At 71.9% G+C, this 18,811-nt stretch carries 9 protein-coding genes; all 9 read left to right on the forward strand.

Annotation, left to right across the window (positions count from 1 at the left end; translation table 11 throughout):
- Nucleotides 1-20: 20 nt before the first annotated feature.
- The 9 genes from ETAA1_RS30375 (at nt 21) to ETAA1_RS30415 (ending at nt 18,778) form a co-directional block, all read left to right on the forward strand.
- Complete coding sequence (locus ETAA1_RS30375; protein WP_202920526.1) at nt 21-1,892, forward strand: amino acid adenylation domain-containing protein; 1,872 nt, start codon at nt 21-23, stop codon at nt 1,890-1,892.
- Entirely contained in the window at nt 1,889-9,865 is a 7,977-nt protein-coding gene (locus ETAA1_RS30380; RefSeq protein ID WP_202920527.1) for a non-ribosomal peptide synthetase/type I polyketide synthase, read from the forward strand. The genes ETAA1_RS30375 and ETAA1_RS30380 overlap by 4 nt, the downstream gene beginning before the upstream one ends.
- A complete protein-coding gene (locus tag ETAA1_RS30385) occupies nt 9,862-12,480 on the forward strand; it encodes a condensation domain-containing protein (RefSeq protein ID WP_145244355.1) in 2,619 nt (872 codons plus the stop codon). Before ETAA1_RS30380 ends, ETAA1_RS30385 begins: the two co-directional genes overlap by 4 nt.
- 1 nt (nt 12,481) lies before the next feature.
- A complete protein-coding gene (locus tag ETAA1_RS30390; protein WP_202920528.1) occupies nt 12,482-13,318 on the forward strand; it encodes an alpha/beta fold hydrolase in 837 nt (278 codons plus the stop codon).
- Nucleotides 13,319-13,405: 87 nt separating this feature from the next.
- Complete coding sequence (locus tag ETAA1_RS30395) at nt 13,406-14,410, forward strand: cupin-like domain-containing protein (RefSeq protein WP_145244357.1); 1,005 nt, start codon at nt 13,406-13,408, stop codon at nt 14,408-14,410.
- 888 nt (nt 14,411-15,298) lie between these two features.
- Complete coding sequence (locus tag ETAA1_RS30400; RefSeq protein WP_145244358.1) at nt 15,299-15,940, forward strand: RNA polymerase sigma factor; 642 nt, start codon at nt 15,299-15,301, stop codon at nt 15,938-15,940.
- Nucleotides 15,941-16,229: 289 nt separating this feature from the next.
- Entirely contained in the window at nt 16,230-17,117 is an 888-nt protein-coding gene (locus tag ETAA1_RS30405) for a sugar transferase (protein ID WP_202920529.1), read from the forward strand.
- 178 nt (nt 17,118-17,295) lie between these two features.
- The gene (locus tag ETAA1_RS30410; RefSeq protein WP_145244359.1) at nt 17,296-17,673 is read left to right on the forward strand and encodes an anti-sigma factor family protein; all 378 of its coding nucleotides are present in this window, start codon (nt 17,296-17,298) and stop codon (nt 17,671-17,673) included.
- A 67-nt stretch (nt 17,674-17,740) separates the two neighbouring features.
- A complete protein-coding gene (locus tag ETAA1_RS30415; RefSeq protein WP_145244360.1) occupies nt 17,741-18,778 on the forward strand; it encodes an endonuclease/exonuclease/phosphatase family protein in 1,038 nt (345 codons plus the stop codon).
- The last annotated feature ends 33 nt before the right edge of the window (nt 18,779-18,811 follow it).

Genomic DNA, 18,811 nt, shown 5'->3' on the forward strand with positions numbered 1-18,811 from the left:
GTTATTCGGAGATCGGCCTCATGGCGTCGCTGCCGAACACGATCCACGAGTTGTTCGAGGCGCAGGCCGCCGCGCAGCCCGACGCGGTCGCGGTCGAGTGTGACGGCCGGGAACTTAGCTACGGGGCCCTGAACGCCCGCGCGGATTTGCTCGCCCAAAAGCTCGGCGGCCTCGGGGTCGGGCCGGGCAAGGTCGTCGGGCTGTGTCTGGATCGCTCGCTCGACATGGTCACCGCCGTACTCGGCATCCTCAAGGCCGGCGGCGCCTACCTTCCCCTCGACCCCGCCTACCCGGCCCAGCGGCTCTCGTTCATGCTCGCCGACGCCGGCGCGGCGGCGCTGCTGACCCAGCGGGACCTGGCGGCCACGGCCCCCGAATACGGCGGCCCGCGGGTCGTCCTCGACGACCCGGCGTGGGAGGCCGGGGTCGGCGCCGCCCCGCCGCCCGGGGGAGCGGGCCCGGACGACCCGGCCTACGTCATCTACACGTCGGGATCGACCGGCACCCCGAAGGGGGTCGTGGTCACCCACGCGAACGTCGTCCGCCTGTTCGCCGTGACCGACCCGTGGTTCCGGTTCGGCCCGGCGGACGTCTGGGCGATCTTCCACTCCATCTCGTTCGACGTCTCGGTGTTCGAGTTCTGGGCCGCCCTGGGCCACGGCGGCCGCCTCGTGGTGGTGCCGTTCGGTGTCAGCCGCGCGCCCCACGACCTGTACCGCCTCCTGCGCACCAGCCGGGTGACGGGCCTGTGCCAGACCCCGTCGGCATTCCGCCAGCTGATCCGGGCCGAGGAGGCCCTCGGCGTGGCCCCCGACCTCGCGCTGCGGTGGGTGGTGCTCGCCGGCGAGGCGGTCGAGGTTCAGGGGCTGCGGCCCTGGTTCGACCGGCACGGCGACCAGTCGCCGGTGCTGGTCAACATGTACGGCCCGACGGAGACGACCGTCTACTCGACGTACCGGCCGCTGTCCGTGGCCGACCTGTCCGTCCCGCTGAAGGGGAGCCCGATCGGCCACCCGCTGCCGGACCTGCGAATCCACGTGCTCGACGAGCACCGGCGGCCCGCCGCGGCCGGCGAGGTGGGTGAGATGTACATCGCCGGGGCGGGCGTGGCGCGGGGCTACCTGAACCGGCCGGAGCTCACCGCCGAGCGGTTCCTCCCCGACCCGTTCGCCGCCGACCCGGGCGAGCGGATGTACAAGAGCGGCGACCTCGCGCGGCTCCTGCCGGACGGGCAGATCGAGTTCCTCGGCCGGGCCGACGGGCAGATCAAGCTCCGCGGGTTCCGGATCGAGCTCGGGGAGATCGAGGCGGCGATCGCCGCCCAGCCGGCCGTGAGCGAGTCAGTGGTGGTGGTCGGCGACGACCCGGCGGGGGGCCGCCGGCTAGTCGCGTACGTCGCCCCCCGGGGTGGCGCGGTGATCGACCCGCAGGCTCTCAAGACCCGGCTCCGGGAGTCGCTCCCCGAGTACATGATCCCGGCGGCCGTGGTCGTCCTCGGCACCCTGCCGCTGACGCCCAACGGGAAGCTGGACCGGGCCGCCCTCCCGGCTCTCGAGAGCGCCGCCCCGGCGGCCCCGCCGGCCCCGGCCGTGGCCAACGACCTCGAGCGCCAGATTCAGGGGGTGTGGCGCCGCCACCTCTGCCGCGACGTGGCGCCTGAGGACAACTTCTTCGACCTGGGCGGCACCTCCCTCCACCTGGCGGAGGTGCACGTCGAGTTGCAGAATGCCCACGGCACGATGCCGATCACCGTCCTGTTCGAGCACCCGACCGTGCGGTCGCTGGCCCGCCGGCTGGCCGGTACCGGCGTGGCCGATCCCGCCGTGGCCGCGGCCCGGGAGCGGGCCCGCAGTCAGAAACTGGCCATGACCCGGCGGAGGGGCGTGTCGTGAGTGACCACGCGGACGCCGCGGCCGGGTTGCCCAGCACCGACATCGCCGTGGTCGGCATGTCCGGCCGCTGGCCCGGGGCCGGCACACCCGCCCACCTGTGGCGGAACTACCGGGACGGGGTGGAGTGCATCTCCCGGTTCCCGGCCGAGGAGCTCGAAGTCGCGGGGGCGGCCGAACAGAACGCCCGGCCCGGGTACGTCCGGGCCCGGTCGGTCCTCGCCGACGTCGACCAGTTCGACGCCGGGTTCTTCGGCATCCTGCCCACGGAGGCCGAGCGCCTCGACCCGCAGTTCCGCATCTTCCTCGAGTGCTGCTGGGAGGCCCTCGAGGACGCCGGGTACGACCCCGGCGCCTACCCCGGGGCGATCGGGGTGATCGCCGGCTGCGCCATCAACACCTACCTGATGCGCAACCTCTGCACGGACCGCCAGTCCGTCGAGGAGTTCACCGCCGCGTACCCGATGGGGAAGTTCGCGACGATGCTCGGGGCGATGGCCGACACCCTCACCAGCCGCGTGTCGTACAAGCTGAACCTCCGCGGCCCGAGCTTCACCCTGCTGTCGACCTGCTCCACCTCGCTGGTCGCCGTCAGCCAGGCCTGCCAGAGCCTGCTCAGCTACCAGAGCGACATGGTGCTGACCGGCGGGGTGGCCGTCACCTTTCCGCAGAAGCGCGGCCACGTCTACCAGGAAGGCGGGATGGGGACGGCCGACGGGTACTGCCGCCCGTTCGAGGCCCGGGCGACCGGGACGGTATTCGGCAGCGGGGCCGGCGTGGTCCTCCTCAAGCGGCTCGACGACGCCCTCGCCGCCGGCGACCACGTGTACGCCGTCATCAAGGGGTTCGCCGTCAACAACGACGGGTCCGGCAAGGTCGGGTACACCGCGCCGAGCGTGGACGGCCAGGCCCAGGTGATCGCCCAGGCGCAGGCGCTCGCGGGCGTGTCCCCGGACACGATCGGGTACCTGGAGGCGCACGGCACCGCCACTCCGCTGGGCGACCCGATCGAGTTCACCGCCCTGACTCGGGCGTTCCGGGCCGAGACCCAGGCCCGACAGTTCTGCGCCATCGGCACGATCAAGCGGAACCTCGGCCACCTGGAGATGGCCTCCGGAGTGACCGGGCTGATCGCCGCCGCCCAGGCCCTGGCCCACCGCCAGCTCCCGCCGGCGGCCGACTTCGGCGAGCCCAACCCGCACCTCGACCTGGCAAACAGCCCGTTCTACGTCAACACCCGGCTCGCCGGGTGGCCCGCCGGGTCGGCCCCGCGGCGGGCTGGGGTGAGCTCGTTCGGGCTCGGCGGGACCAACGCCCATGTCGTGCTGGAGGAGGCGCCGCCGGTGCCCGCCCCGGTGGCCCGGCCGGCTCACTTGCTGCTCCTCTCGGCCCGGTCGGCCGCGGCCCTGGAAAAGGCCACCGACAACCTCGCCTCGCACCTGCGCGACCACCCCAAAGCCGACCTCGCGGCCGTCGCCTACACCCTCCAGGCCGGCCGGCGGGCGTTCGACCACCGCCGGGCGGTCCGGTGCACGGACGCGGCCGAGGCCGTCCGCGCCCTGGAGACCCGCGACCGCACCCGCGTCCAGACCCGGGCCTGCACCGGCGCGCCGGCCCCGGTCGTTTTCATGTTCCCCGGCCAGGGGTCGCAGTACACCGGCATGGGGGCCGGGCTGTACGAGTCCGACGCCGGGTTCCGGGCGGACATCGACACCTGCGCCACTCTGCTCCAGCCCCACCTCGGGGCGGACCTCCGCGAGGCCCTCTTCGCCGGCCCGGGCGCGCCGCTCGACCTGCGGCAGACTCGCTTCGCCCAGCCGGCCCTGTTCGTGCTCGGGTACGCCACCGCCCGACTCTGGGAGCGGTGGGGCGTCGTGCCGCAGGCGATGATCGGGCACAGCGTCGGCGAGTTCGTCGCCGCCACCCTTGCCGGCGTCTTCGCGCTGGAGGACGCCCTGGCCGTGGTCGCCGCCCGCGGGCGGATGGCCCAGGAGCAGCCGCCGGGGGCCATGCTCTCGGTTCGCCTCAGCCACGCCGAGGTCCTGCCCTGGCTGACCGACGAGATTTCGCTCGCGGCGGTGAACGCCCCGCAGCTGAGCGTCGTCGCCGGGCCGGACGCCGCGGTCGCCGAGCTGGAGCAGAAGCTCGCCGCCGCCGGCGTCGCGGCGATGCGGCTGGCCACCAGCCACGCCTTCCACTCGGCGATGATGGACCCGGTGGTCGGCCCGTTCACGGACATGCTCCGCGGGATCCGGTTGAACCCCCCGACGCGCCCGATCCTGTCGAGCGTGACCGGCGACTGGCTCCGGCCCGAGGAGGCGACCGACCCCGCGTACTGGGGCCGCCACCTCCGCGAGGCGGTGCTATTCTCGAAGTGCGTCGAGCAGCTCCGGGCCGAGCCGGGGCGGTTGTTGCTGGAGGTCGGGCCGGGGAGCGTGCTCTGCAAGCTCGCCCGCCAGCACCGCGACGCGGCCGGCGGCCCCGCCGTCCCGTCACTCCCGGACGCCCCCGGCGACCGGGCGGACAGCCTGACGATCCTGGCCGCGGCCGGGACCCTCTGGCTCCACGGCGTGAAGCCGGACTGGAAGGCGATGGCCGGCCCCGGCGCCCGCCGGTGCCCCCTCCCGACGTACCCGTTCGAGCGGAAGCGGTACTGGGTCGACCCGCCCGCCCCTGCCGCCGCCGCCCCGACCCCCGTGGCAACCCCGACCCCGACCCTCCCACCCACCCTCGAGCCCCAACCCGAGGCCGTTGTGCCCGCAGCCGCCCCCGCCCGTACCGGCCGCCTCCGCGCGGAGATCATCGACATCCTCCAGCGGCTGTCCGGGATGGACCTGGCCGGCACCGACGGGACCACCTTCCTGGAACTCGGGTTCGACTCCCTGTTCCTGACCCAGGTGGCACAGGAGTTGGTGAACCGGTTCGGGGTGAAGGTGACGTTCCGCCAGCTGCTCGACCAGGAGTCCAGCCCGGACGCCCTGGCCGCGTACCTCGACGCCAAAATGCCCCCGGACGCCCCCGCGGTCCCCGCCCCGGCTGCTGTCGCGGCCCCGGCTCCCGCGGCCGTCGCCCCGACCGTGTCGGCCCCCCAACCGGTGGCCGCGCTTCCGGCGGTTCAGTTGACGGACGGCACGGGCGGTCTTGAGGGGATCATCCGGGCGCAGCTCCAGGCGATGTCCCAACTGATGGCGAACCAGTTGGAGGTCGTCCGCGGCGGCGCGCCAACGGCGGTCGCGACCCCCACGCCGGCCGTCATTCCGGTCCCGGTGGTGAGCGCCCCCGCGCCGGCGGCGGCCGCCAAGCCGTCGGCGAACGGCACGGACACCCGGGAGTACAAGGCCCAGGGGCGGTTCAAGTCGATCCAGCGCGGCCCGACCGGTGGCCTGACGGACCGCCAGAAGGCTCACCTCGACGACCTCGTCCGCCGGATGAACGCGAAGACGCCGGGGTCCAAGAAGCTGGCGCAGGAGCGCCGGCCGATCCTCGCCGACCCGCGGACCGCGGCCGGGTTCCGGTCGCTGTGGAAGGAAATGGTCTACCCGATCGCGGCCGTCCGGTCGCGCGGGTCGAAGATCTGGGACGTGGACGGGAACGAGTACATCGACCTGGTGAACGGGTTCGGCCCGATCATGCTCGGGCACTCCCCCGACTTCGTCACCGAGGCGGTCGCGGCCCAGCTCAAGGAGGGGTTCGAGACCGGCCCCTCGACCCCCCTGGCCGGCGAGTGTGCCGAACTAATCCGCGAGCTGACGGGGAACGAGCGGACCACCTTCTGCAACACCGGGTCCGAGGCCGTGATGGCCGCGATGCGACTGGCCCGCACGGTGACCGGCCGCAAGAAGGTGGTGATGTTCGCCGGCGACTACCACGGCACGTTTGACGAGGTGCTGGTCAAGGGCGTGGTGCGGGGCGGCGCCCCGCACTCGCTCCCGATGGCCCCGGGCGTCTGCCCCGAGGCGGTGTCGAACATCGTGGTCCTGGAGTACGGCGAGCCGTCGGCGCTGGAGTACATCCGGGCGAACGCCCGCGAGCTAGCCGCCGTCATGGTCGAGCCGGTGCAGAGCCGGCACCCGGGGCTGCGGCCGGTCGAGTTCCTCCGCGAGGTCCGCCGCATTACCGAGGATGCCGGGGCGGCGCTGATCATCGACGAGGTGGTGACCGGGTTCCGGGTCCACCCGGGCGGGGTACAGGCGCTGTTCGACATCCGGGCCGACCTCGTGACCTACGGGAAGGTGGCCGGCGGCGGGATGCCGGTCGGCATCCTGTGCGGCAAGGCGAAGTTCATGGACGCCCTGGACGGCGGGATGTGGCAGTTCGGGGACGACTCGTTCCCCGAGGTCGGCGTCACCTTCTTCGCCGGCACGTTCGTCCGGCACCCGCTGGCGATGGCCGCCGTGCGGGCGGTGCTGCGGCACCTCAAGGCGGCCGGCCCCGAGCTCCAGCGGAAGCTGGGGGAGCGGGTGGCGGCGCTCGCCCACGAGGTCAACGGGGTCTTCAAGGAGTACGGCGTCCCGGCCGAGGTCGAGCAGTTCTCGTCGTGGTTCTACTTCGCGTTCCCGAGCGACCAGCCGTACGCCAGCCTGCTGCATTACCACCTGCGGGAGAAGGGTGTCTTCATCCTGGAGGGCTTCGGCTGCTTCCTGACGACGGCGCACACGGAGGCGGACTACGCGGCCGTGGTCCGGGCGTTCCAGGAGAGCGCGGCCGAGCTCCAGGCCGCCGGGTTCCTGCCCGAGCCGGCCGGCGCGCCCCCGCAACCCGCCCCCGCCCCGGCGGCGGACCTGCCGGCCGAAGTGCTGATGACCGAGCCGCAGTTCGAGATCCTCGTCTCGGCCCGCCTGGGCGACGAGGAGACGTGCGCGTTCAACGAGGCGGTCGCCCTGCACTTCCGCGGGGCGCTCGACGTGCCGGCCCTCCGCGACTCGCTGACCGCCCTGGTGGCCCGGCACGACGCCCTCCGGGCGACGTTCGAGCCGGGCGGCGAGACGTTCCGCGTCCGCGACCCGTTCCCGCTCGACCTGCCGGTGGTGGACCTGTCGGACCGGCCGGAGGCCGACCGCGAGGCGGGGCTGACCGAGCGCGTCCGGGCGGACGCGGCCCGGCCGTTCGACCTCGCGGCCGGGCCGCTGGTCCGGGCGGCCCTCGTCAAACTCGGGCCGGACCGGCACACGTTGTTGTTCACCAGCCACCACATCGTGTTCGACGGTTGGTCCGCCAACGTCGTGCTCGACGAACTGGCCGCGATCTACGCGGCGCGGGTCGCCGGGACCGCCCCGGCCCTGCCGCCGGCCCCGTCGTTCCGGCAGTACGCACTCGACCAGCAGCGGTGGAAGCGGTCGCCCGAGCGGGCCGCGGTCGAGGCGTGGTGGGTGTCGAAGTTTCAGACCCCGGTCACCCCGCTCGAGCTGCCGACCGATCGGCCCCGCGGGGCGGTGAAGTCGTTCAACGGCGACACCGCGCGGCGGACGATCGGCCCGGAGGCGGCCGCGCGGGTCAAGAAGTTCGGGGCGCGGCAAGGGTGTACGCTGTTCGCCACCCTCCTGGCCGGGTTCAAGACGCTGGTCCACCGGCTCAGCGGCCAGTCCGACATCGTCGTCGGCATCCCGGCGGCCGGCCAGTCGCTGCTGGCCGACAGCGCCCTCGTCGGTCAAGGGGTGAACTTCCTCCCGCTGCGGACGTCGTTCGACGGCGACCCGGCGGTCGGCGCCCTGCTCAAGGCAGTGCGGGCGATGACGCTCGACGCATACGACCACCAGAACTACACGTTCGGCAGCCTGGTTCGGAAGCTCGCCGTCCGCCGCGACCCGAGCCGCCTCCCGCTCGTCGAGATCCAGTTCAACCTGGAGAAGCTCGGCGCCGGGCTGACGTTCCCCGGCCTGGAGGCCGAGGTGGACCCGTGCCCGAAGGCGTTCGTGAACTTCGACCTGTTCCTCAACGTGGTCGAGACGCCCACGGGCCTGCTCCTTGACTGCGACTTCAACACGGACCTGTTCGACCGGGAGACGGTGGAACGGTGGATGGGGCACTTCGAGACACTGCTCGAGTCGATGGCCGCCGACCCGGACCAGCCGGTCTCGGCCGTCAACCTGCTCTCCGACGCCGAGCGGCGGCGCCTCGTGGACGAGTGGAACGCCACGCAGTCGGACTTCCCGCGCGACCTGTGCGCCCACCAGCTGATCGAGGCCCAGGCCGCCCGCACGCCGGACGCCGTGGCGGTGGTCGCCGGCGGGCGGCAGCTCACCTACGCCGAACTCGACCGCGGGGCGAACCGCCTCGCCCACGTCCTCCGCGGGCGGGGCGTCGGGGTCGGCAGCCGGGTGGCGATCTGCCTGGACCGCTCGCCCGACATGGTGGTGGCGGTGTTCGGGGTGCTCAAGGCCGGGGCGGCCTACATCCCGCTCGACCCGGAGTTCCCGCCGGAGCGGATCGCGATGGTCGTGGAGGACGCGGACCCAGCCCTCATCCTGACGCGGCGGGAGATCGCGGCCACGCTGTCCCTGCCGGCCGCGAAGGCGGTCTGCGTGGACGCCACCCGGCCGGAGCTCGAAGCCGCCCCTGACACTCGGCTCCCCTCGGCGGCCGCCCCGAGCGACCTCGCCTACGTGATCTTCACCTCGGGCTCGACGGGCAAGCCGAAGGGGGTCGAGATCCCCCACCAGGCGGTCGTCAACTTCCTGGTGTCGATGGCCCGCCAGCCTGGGCTTGGGGCGGACGACGTCCTGCTCGCGGTGACCACGCTGTCGTTCGACATCGCGGTCCTCGAGCTCTACCTACCGCTCATGGTCGGCGGGCGGGTCGTCGTGGCGACCCGCGACGACGCGATGGACGGCAACCGCCTGCTGGCCCTGCTCGGGTCGTCGGGGGCGACGGTGATGCAGGCCACCCCGGCGACCTGGCGGCTCCTCCTCGAGGCCGGGTGGGTCGGCGGGACCGGGCTGAAGGTGCTGTGCGGCGGCGAGGCGCTGCCGCGGGACCTCGCCGACGAGCTCCTCGCTCGGGCTGGGGCGGTCTGGAACATGTACGGGCCGACGGAGACGACGGTGTGGTCGGCCACCTCGCCGGTCGAGCCCGGGCCGGAGCCGGTGCGGGTCGGGCCGCCCATCGCCAACACCGAGTTCTACGTCCTCGACGGCCGGGGCCGGCCGGTCCCGCTCGGGGTGGCCGGGGAGCTGCACATCGGCGGCGACGGGCTGGCCCGCGGGTACTGGAACCGGCCGGAGCTGACCACCGACCGGTTCGTCGCCGACTCGTTCCGCCCTGCCCCGGGGCGGCGGCTGTACAAGACCGGCGATCTCGTCCGGCCGCGCGCGGACGGGACGCTGGAGTTCCTGGGGCGGCTGGACAACCAGGTCAAGATCCGCGGATTCCGCATCGAAACGGGGGATGTGGAGGCGGCGATCAAGCGCTATGCTGGCTTGGTGGATTGCGTCGTCGTCGTCCGCGAGGACGTGCCCGGCCACAAGCAGCTAGTCGCCTATATCGTTGCGGCCGGCGCCCCGCCGTCCCCGGCCGACCTGCGGCGCCACCTGGGGGCACTGCTGCCCGGGTACATGGTCCCGTCGGCGTTCGTTCCGCTGGCCGCTCTGCCGCAGACGCCCAACGGGAAGATCGACCGCCGAGCTTTGCCGGCCCCGGAGGCAGCGGTGGCGGCGGCCGGCGAGCGGGTTCTCCCACGGACCGAGGAGCAAAAACTGTTGGCCGATGTCTGCGCGGCCGTACTCAAGCAACCGGCCGTCTACCTCGACGACAACCTGTTCGACCTCGGCCTGGACTCGTTGCGGCTGTTCCAGATCGTGGCCCGGGCGAAGGACCGCGGGCTGAACCTGACGGTGAAGCAGATTCTGACGGGCCAGACGGTGGCGGTCATTAGCGCGGGGCTCGCGTCCGCGGCTGCCCAGCCCGCCGAGCCGGCCCTGGTCGCGGCCCGCCGGGACAACTACCGCTTCAACCGACCCAAGACCGAGGTGTTAGGGTGAGTGCCCTGCGACTCGAGCCGGCCGAAACGCCGCCGGCCGCGCCCCCGGGGGCGGCCGACGCCGCGGCGACCGAGGAATACGCGTTCCCGGCGGCGGTCGGTCAGCAGAAGTTCTGGCTCCTCGACCAGATCCACCCCGGCGATCCGGCGTACAACCTGACGATCCGATTCCGGGTCACCGGCCCGCTCCGAACGGACGTGGCGCAGCAGGCGGTGGACGAGATCGTCCGCCGCCACGAGGCCCTGCGCACCCGCTTCGTGCGGGACGGGGAGACGTTGCTCCAGGTCGTCGCCCCTCCCTCCCCCGTCCCCCTCCCGGTGGACGACGTGGAGCGGGACCCGGACCCGGCCCAGGCGGCGGACCGGGCAATGGCCGCCGAGGCCCGCCGCGGGTTTAACCTCGAGACGGGGCCGGTGTTCCGCGCCCGGCTGGTCCGCCGGGGCGCGGACGAGCACATGCTACTGATCACCATCCACCAGATCGTCTCGGACGGGTGGTCGACCGGCATCGTCCTGCGCGAGTTCGCCGCCCTCTACGAGGCCTATGACGCCGGCCGGCCGTCCCCCCTCCCCGAGCCGACCCTTCAATTCGCCGACTTCGTGCTGTGGCAGTCGGAGTGGCTCCAGACGCCGGCCGCGGCCGCCCAGCTCGCATTCTGGCAAGACCACCTGAAGGGGGTTCAGCCGGTCCGAATCCCGTACGACGAGTCGGCCGCCTCGTCCGGCTCGGCGAAAGGAAGTATCGAGTCGATCCTGCTCCCCCGCGCGCTGACCGACCGGCTGACCGCGGCGGGCCACCAGCACGGGGCGACTCTCTTCATGAGTTGCTTGTCTGGGCTCAGCCTTCTCCTCCACTCGCGGACGGGACAGACCGACCTCACGGTGTCGACACCTACGGTAGGGCGGTCGAAGACCGAGTTGGAGCCGGTCGTGGGCCGGTTCGCCAACACGGTCGTGTTCCGCACGGACCTGTCCGGCGACCCGACTTTTGTCGAACTCCTCGACCTGTCCCGCCGGACCGTGACCGACGTCATGGCCAACCAGGACATCCCGTTCACCCAGGTCCTGGAGTCACTGCCCACCCAGGGGCAGAAGGACCGCCACGCCCTCTTTCAGATGCACTTCATCTTTCAGAAGGCGTTCCTCACCCCTGCCACCGCCGGCCCGATCGCCATCACGCCCGTCCGCTCCCTCTCCCCGGGGGCGATGCACGAACTGAACTTCTTCATGGTCGAGCGGGACGAGGGGTGGCGGGCGTCGTGCGAGTACAACACGGCGCGGTACACCCCGGAGACGGTCCGCGGGCTGCTCGACGAGCTCCAGCGCATCCTGGAAGCGGTGGCGGCCGACCCGTCGCGGCGGGTGTCGAGCTTCCGGCCCGCGGACACGGACCCTCCCCGACCGGCCCCCTACCCGCAGCCGGTGTACCAGAACGGTCGGTCTCACGCCCGGGTCGCCACCCCACCCGTGTCCGAGCCCGCGACGCCGCCGGTCAACCGCCTGGAGGCGTATCTCCCGACCCCGGCCGTCGCCACGGACCCGGGCGACGCACGCGTCGCCCCGCGTGACGAGTACGAGGTCCGGCTGGCCGAGATCTGGCGCGAGTTGCTGCGAGTCGACCGCCTCTGCGTCACCGCGAACTTCTTCGACCTGGGTGGGTACTCCCTCCTCGGCGCCCGCCTGCTCGTCCGGGTTCAGCAGGCGTTCGGGTCGCGGTTGCCCCCGACCGCGGTGTACGACTCGCCGACCGTCGAGCGAATGGCCGAGTTGCTCCGGGGTGGTCCCCTGACTCCCCGCGCGACGACCGGCCCGTCTCCCGGCACCGGCCCGGCGGAAGTCGCGCCGCCCGGGCGACCCGTCCCCTGTTTCTTCCGCCAGCCCGACCGACCGCTGTACGGGGTGTACCACCCGGCGGCTGGCCCGGTGCGCCGGGAGGGGGTGGTCCTTTGTGCCCCGCCGGGGCACGAGTACATGTCGTCGCACTGGTGCTTCCGGTTGCTCGCGGCCGAGTTGGCCCGGGCCGGCTTCCCGGTCCTTCGCTACGACCCCTCGGGAGTGGGCGACTCGGGGGGGGAGTTCGAGCAAGCCCGCGCGGCCGAGTGGATCGGGGACGTCGGCGCCGCGGCGCGCGAGTTGGCCGACCGGGCCGGGGTGTCGGACGTGTCGCTGGTCGGGCTGCGGCTCGGGGCCGCGTTGGCGTACCAGGCCACCGCCGAGACGCGGGTCAAGCACCTGGTTCTCTGGGACCCGGTCGTGAACGGCCGGCAGTACCTGGCCGGGCTCCGCCGCCTGCACGCCCGAGAGTGCCCGGGGGGTCGGGGCGACCCGGCGGTGGAGGAACTGCTCGGCTACTTCTATCCGGGACCGCTCGTCGAGGAGTTGGAGCAGTTCGACCTCACGGCGGGGCGGCCGGCCGCGGAGCGGGTCAGCGTCCTGTTGTCGCAAGGCACCGACGCGGCCCGGTTGCTTGCCCACCTGGACGGCGAGCGCTTGCGGCCGGCGGTCCGGGTGGCGCGCGAGCCGGGCCCGTGGGAGGCGCCCGTGGACTACACCCGGCCGGTCCTGCTCCACGACGGCCGGCGGCAGGTCGTCGAACTCCTCTCGGGGGGGGCGTGACGTGACGGAACAGGCCTTCTGCTTCGGCCCGGACGAGTCGCTCGTCGGGGTGACGACCGACCCCCTCCCCGACCGCGTGCGGCCCGATGCGCCGGTGGTCCTGTGGCTGAACTCCGGCGTGCTGCACCACGTCGGGCCGTTCGGCTGGTACGCGACCCTCGCGCGGCGGCTAGCGGGGCGGGGGATCCGGAGCTTCCGCTTCGACCTCGCGGGGCTCGGCGACAGCGCCCCGCGGAGCGACGCCCAGGAGACCCTCGACCGGGCCATCCGCGACGTGGCCGGGGCGATGGACCTGCTGGCGCGGGAGCGCGCGGCCCGGCGGTTCGTGCTCGTCGGCCTGTGCTCGGGCGCGATGCTGGCCCAGCACGTCGCGGCCCGCGACGAGCGGGTGGCCGGCGCCGCGTTCATCGACGGCTACGGGTTCCGCACCCCGGGCTATTACCTCCGCCACTACGGCAAGCGCCTCCTGAAGTGGCGGTCGTGGGTGAACGCCGCCCGCCGGGTCGTCCGCCCCCGCCCCGCGCCGGCCGGGAACGCCGAAGACCGACGGCTCTTGTTCGACCAGTACTTCTTTCGGTTCCCCCCGGCGGATCGTGGGAGGGAGTTATTCGCCACGGCGGTCGCCCGCGGCACCCGCTTCCTTTACCTCTACACGGGCGGGGTGGAGTCGTATTTCAACCACCCGCGGCAGTTCTCCGAGATGTTCGGCCGGCTCACCCCCGGCGGCGACCAGGTTGAGGTCGGGTACATGCCGGCCGCCGACCACCTCTACTCGCTGCGCGACCAGCGGCTTGCGATGTTCGACCGGGTCGAGAACTGGGTCGAGCGCGTGCGGTGACCCGGCTCGCCGGACGGTGTTGCGCGGCGTTGACAGTCCCACTGAGTGTGTCACCATCCCCGATTCCGCAAGCGAAGGCGACTGCGCATGAGCCAGACCATCGTCGAAAGCGCCCCCGAGACGGGCCTGCCGACCCGCAGTGCTGCGGGCCGGGTCATCACCGTGGCGTCGGGTGAGACGGTGTCGATGAGCTCGACGCGCTCGTACCAGTTCCGGCACACCCTGGGGCACGCCCCGATCATGAGCCTCACGGCCGTCCGCGACATCACGAAGCGGTTGCTGGACGAGCGGCGGTTCGATCAGATCATGTTCGACGCTGGCATCGAGGGGTGGGGTCCGAAGCGGGCCGACGCGGGCAGTGGGCCCGCGATCCTGGACGCGCTCGACCAGTACGGGTCCCGGCGCGGGTGGCTGCGACTGACCCGGGTCGATGACGTGGCCCCGGAGTTGGGCGGCGTCGTCGAAAAGTTCTACCAGGACCTGTCCGAACTTTCTCAGTGCGACATCCCGCGGGAAGTGGTCAAGACGTTTGTCACGCTGTTCGTTTCGTCCCCGGGCGTGGTCACGCCGTATCACATCGACCACACGTGGAATTATCTGCTACAGATCCAGGGGCACAAGACGGTGCATCTGTTCGACCCCGCGGACCCGCGGGTGCTGGCCCAGGCCGAGAAGGAAGACTTCTACGCCGTGGGCACCATGCCCGCGCGGCACGACGGGGTGTCGGGCATCGCGTACGACCTGGAACCTGGCGACGGCGTCCACCACCCGATCAACGCGCCGCACTGGGTCCAGAACGGGTCTGAGGTGTCGGTCTCGCTATCGCTCGGCTTGTGCCTCCGCCAGGCGACCCGGGACGCCCACGTTCACCAGGTGAACTACGTGCTCCGGCGGTTCGGCTTCGCCCCTCCGCTGCCGCGCGAACACGCCTGGCGGGACGGCACGAAGGCGGCGTTCATCCGGCTAATATCCCGGCGGACGCCGAAGACGTTCGACAACGTACTGCGGTCGGGCGCGTATCGCCTCGTCCGCGTACTGAAGAAACTCGGCATGGAGCGGAACACGACCGTGAAGAAGGTCGAGGTGACGTGAGATCGGCAACCGGACGGCGCGGGACCGGTACCCAACTCGCTAGGGTCAACGGTTCCGCCGCAGCCCCGGGCGAGACGGTCGGAGTCGCCTGCCCGTGCAGTCGAGCGGAACTGCCAACCGTGCCGAGAACGGTCAGCCGCAAAGGTGGTGAGTTCGGGGCAATTCCGTTTAGTCGTTTCGATCGCAAGCGACTGTCATAATTGATTTTACGACGGCGCGTTGAGTGGTTTGTGATCCTCCACATTACCCGGAGGAATCCACCGTTGATTCTGTGCTACACAGAATCTTCCTGTCATTGCGGAACTCTTGGTCCCGACCGCTCGTCTCAATCGCTCGGGCAGAAAAAATTCGCCGATCCGTGATGTCAAGGGAGTGTGCGCGAAATGCGTCACCCTTGCAGACCGGTTAGCCGGAAGAATCGATAAAAATGCTAAAACGCGAATAAATTGTCTTGCGACGGCCTGGAGACACCATTAGCTTGAACAATGTTCTCGGCCGATGTCACTCTGAATGACAGTCGAATGCCGGTGTACTAGCGGATCGGACGTGCTCGCGGATTCGTCCCGCCTGCTCCGGAGTGCACCCAGGCGTCTCTCGACGGTGTCGTGAACCGAGCCGAAGCCCGCGATAGATTATTCGCCCTCGACATGCTGGTAATGTCGCTTTACTCTATATGCTGGAGGTTGTGTGTTTCGAGCTCGGCCGACCCCGGCAATCGCCGCAGCGGCCATGCCGGCGTGACGCTCCGTTATTCCTGAGCTTTGACTGCTCATTCCCGACCGGCCGCCCTCTCTCCTACCGCGGCCACCCTCCGACGGCGCGTGCCGACGGAACCGCCCAGTTCCGTGTGCCAAAGGCACGGATCGCTGACTGAAGGATCGCCCAACCATGAGCCCGCATCCTGAAGCCCTACGCGATTTTGAACGTCAGACCGCGACCCGGGGAGAATGCGCGGCCGCCTGCACCCCTGTCAACTCGAACGTCCTGAGCGTCGAGGAGATCTACCACCGCTACGCCACCCGGGTCTACTCCCTGGCGATGCGGATGCTCCGGTCGGAGGCCGACGCAGAGGACGTCACCCAGGACGTGCTCCTTCAGGTCATCCGCCGGCTCGACACGTTCCGCGGCGACTCGACGTTCGACACCTGGCTGTACCGGGTGACGGTCAACGCCGTCCTGGTCCTCCGGCGGAAGCGGGCGTCCGCCCGCGAGCGGCAGTTCGGTGAGGACGCCAGCGAGACTGGTCACGCCGAGACCGGCCGCCGCGGCCGCCCGACCGCCCGGCCCGAGGCCGAGGCCCTCGACCGGGAACGCTGCCGGCGGGTCGAGGCGGCCATCGACCAGCTGCCCGACGGCTACCGCGACCCGTTCATCCTCTCCGATGTTCAGCAGTTGTCGAACGCCGAGATCGGCGACATCCTCGGGCTGAGCATCCCGGCGGTGAAGAGCCGGCTGCACCGAGCACGGCTGATGCTCCGTGACGCCCTGCAGGACTACTTCGAGGAGCGGCGCACGCTCGGCGCTCAGTAGCCGTCCGACCCTCCCGCCCAATCTGCCTCGCCCGCCCCACGTGAGTGGGGCGGTTCGCGTTCCCCGATCCCCGGCCGGACCGGCGCGACACCGACCCGTGCACCCGAACCTCGGTGCCGCCGTCGGTGCGTCCGACGTGTACCCACCCGAACAGGTTGGTTATTCCTCGGAAACTTTTCAGGCCCCGCCGCATCTACCTGTTGTTTTGCCACTCCGAAGATGGATTCTCGTTCCCGGCTTCCTCCCGGCCCACCGGAGGAAGGCCGTCGCCCCGTTCCGCGAGTCGCACATGCGCCCGTCGAATATCCTGCTCGGGTCACCGCCCGAACCCCAAGGCGCGGCATCCGTCGCGCTCGTGACCGCCCCGGGTCATGCGGCCGAAACGCAGCTCGACATGCCGTCCGTGACGGACGACCTCCCGGGCGGGGACGACCATCCCCGGCGGTTCGAACTGAAGGCGGCGGTCGACTTCGTACTGGCGGCGGGCATGTTCGTTCTGGCGATGCCGTTGATGCTGGCCGCCGCCGCGCTGATCAAACTCACCTCGCGGGGGCCGGCGCTCTACACCCAGAACCGGGTGGGGCTGAACGGCCGCGAGTTCCGCATCTACAAGCTGCGAACCATGCGGCACAACTGCGAGGCCGTGTCGGGGGTCCGGTGGGCGTCGGCCGGCGATCCGCGGATCACCCGGGTCGGAGCCTTCCTCCGGGATACGCACCTGGACGAGCTGCCGCAGTTGTGGAACGTCCTGCGGGGGGACATGGCCCTCGTCGGGCCGCGACCCGAGCGGCCGGAGTTCGTCACCCGGCTGGCGGCGGAGATCCCCGGCTACGCGGAGCGACTGACCGTCCGCCCCGGCGTGACCGGCCTGGCTCAGGTCCAACTCCCCGCCGACACGTGCCTGGAGAGCGTCCGGTTGAAGCTGGCATACGACGTGCACTACATCGCCCACGCGGGCCTGTGGCTCGACCTCCGACTGATGCTGTGCACCGGTCTGAAAATGCTCCACGTCCCGTTCGGGGTTTCGAAGCTGATCCTCCGCATCCCCGCCGGTTTGGTGGGCCACGCCCCCGGGGCCGCCGGCGGCACGGAGGCCCCGGTCCGGCCGCGACCGGCGGCCGGCCGGTGTCAGCCGTCGGCGCCGGTCTGCCGTGTCGTTGCCCGCGCAGGGGGCTGAATCCCGGCGGGTGTACCACCCCGCCGCCCGGCGTCCCGCGGACTCCTGAGTCGATGGGGTACGGCCGCCCGCACTCCGAGACCTCCCCACACGCCTGTTCATTCGCCCCGGCCGATTGGAACCGCCCTCAACCGCGAGACGACTTCTCCCGTCGTACCCGGCCGATCGGAGCAACACTGTGAACTCGGACGAGCCGCCGACCCCGGCCCCGTATACCGGCATGCCGTCCGACCCGGGCCGCGGCGCGAGCCCGGAGACGGAGGGCGCGACGGCCGATTGCGAGCGCGTCGTCGGGGCGATGGGGTTCTACCTCACCCATGAGTTAACGATCGAGGAGCGCCTGAGCTTGGACTCTCATTTCTCCGGCTGCCCGGCCTGCCGGCGGGCGGCCGAGGAGTACGCCGAGGTGATTCGCCTGGCACGAACACTACCGCCGCCCGCGCTGCCCCCTGGGGTCGAGCAGAGATTGCGGGAGATGATCACCCACGCCACCCGCGCCCCCAATCGGGAGCCGGATTGCTCCCTCGACGAGACGGTCGTCGGGCCACTCTGGTAACGCGTTCCGACCCGCCCGAGCCTACCCCGTCGGCGGCGAGCCGGACCTTTTCCCCTCACTCGGTACCATGCCCGCCCCGAGCGCACGCGACCCCGCCCTGGTTGCACCGTCCCCGCGCCTCGACCGGTGGCGGCGCTGGACGGTTCGGCTCGCGGCCGCGTACCTCGCGGCGGTGACCATCCTGGCGCTGGTCGTCTGGTTCGTGGCCGTCGAGTCGTGGCCCGTCACCCTGTTCCTGTTTGGCCCCCGCTGGGTGGTCGCGCTGCCGCTCGGGCCACTGGCCCTGCTCGCCGCCGCGGCGCGGTCGGCCCGGTCGGGCCTGATCCTCCTGGCCGCCGCGGGCGTGGCGGCCGGTCCACTCCTCGGCGGGCGGGTCGCCGTGCCCACCCCGGCGGGCGGGGCGGGCGGGGCGTTCGCCCTGCGCGTGATGACGTGGAACACGGCCGGCAGCGGTGCGGGCAACCCCGCGTTCCAGGATTACGTCGAGGTCGTCGGGCCGGACCTGATCCTCCTCCAGGAGTCACCGCCGCTCGAGCCCGGCGACGCGCCGCCCGGCTGGGCGGTGGTGGACGCGGGGCCGGGCGCGGTCGTCCTGAGCCGGCTGCCGGCGGTGGCCGCCGGGCGGGTGACGGAGGCCGACTTCGGGGCGCCCGGCGGCTGCGCCCGGGTGCAGGTCCAGACGCCGGTCGGCCCGATCGTGGTGGTGAGCGTCCACCTCCCGACGCCGCGGCCGGGGATCGAGGGCGTGATGGGCCGCAAGCCGGGGGGGCTGGCGGAGTTGGAGGAGTTGACGCGGGTCCGCGACCGGGCGTCGGCGCTGGTCGCCGACTGGGTCGGCCCGCCGACCGACGGGGCGATTGTCGCCGGGGACTTCAACACTCCGGTCGAGAGCACGGTGTACCGCCGCAACTGGTCGGGGTTCCGGAACGCATTCTCGACGGCCGGCACCGGGTGGGGGACGACGAAGCAGACGCGCTGGTTCGGAACCCGGATCGACCACGTGCTGTACGCCCCGCCCTGGGTCTGCCGGGGCGTCCGGACGGGGCCGTCGCTGGGCTCCGACCACCTCCCGGTCGTCGCCGACCTGGCATTCCAGCCCGAGTAGCCCCGCGCCCGCGGGTCATTCCCGCCGCACAAA

The sequence above is a fragment of the Urbifossiella limnaea genome (assembly GCF_007747215.1).
GTDB classification, from domain to species: Bacteria; Planctomycetota; Planctomycetia; order Gemmatales; family Gemmataceae; genus Urbifossiella; species Urbifossiella limnaea.

Coding starts and splice junctions, on each gene's coding strand:
- ETAA1_RS30375 (WP_202920526.1), top strand. CDS start 21: ATGGCGTCGCTGCCGAACACGATCCACGAGTTGTTCGAGGCGCAGGCC.
- ETAA1_RS30395 (WP_145244357.1), top strand. CDS start 13,406: ATGAGCCAGACCATCGTCGAAAGCGCCCCCGAGACGGGCCTGCCGACC.
- ETAA1_RS30400 (WP_145244358.1), top strand. CDS start 15,299: ATGAGCCCGCATCCTGAAGCCCTACGCGATTTTGAACGTCAGACCGCG.
- ETAA1_RS30405 (WP_202920529.1), top strand. CDS start 16,230: ATGCGCCCGTCGAATATCCTGCTCGGGTCACCGCCCGAACCCCAAGGC.
- ETAA1_RS30415 (WP_145244360.1), top strand. CDS start 17,741: ATGCCCGCCCCGAGCGCACGCGACCCCGCCCTGGTTGCACCGTCCCCG.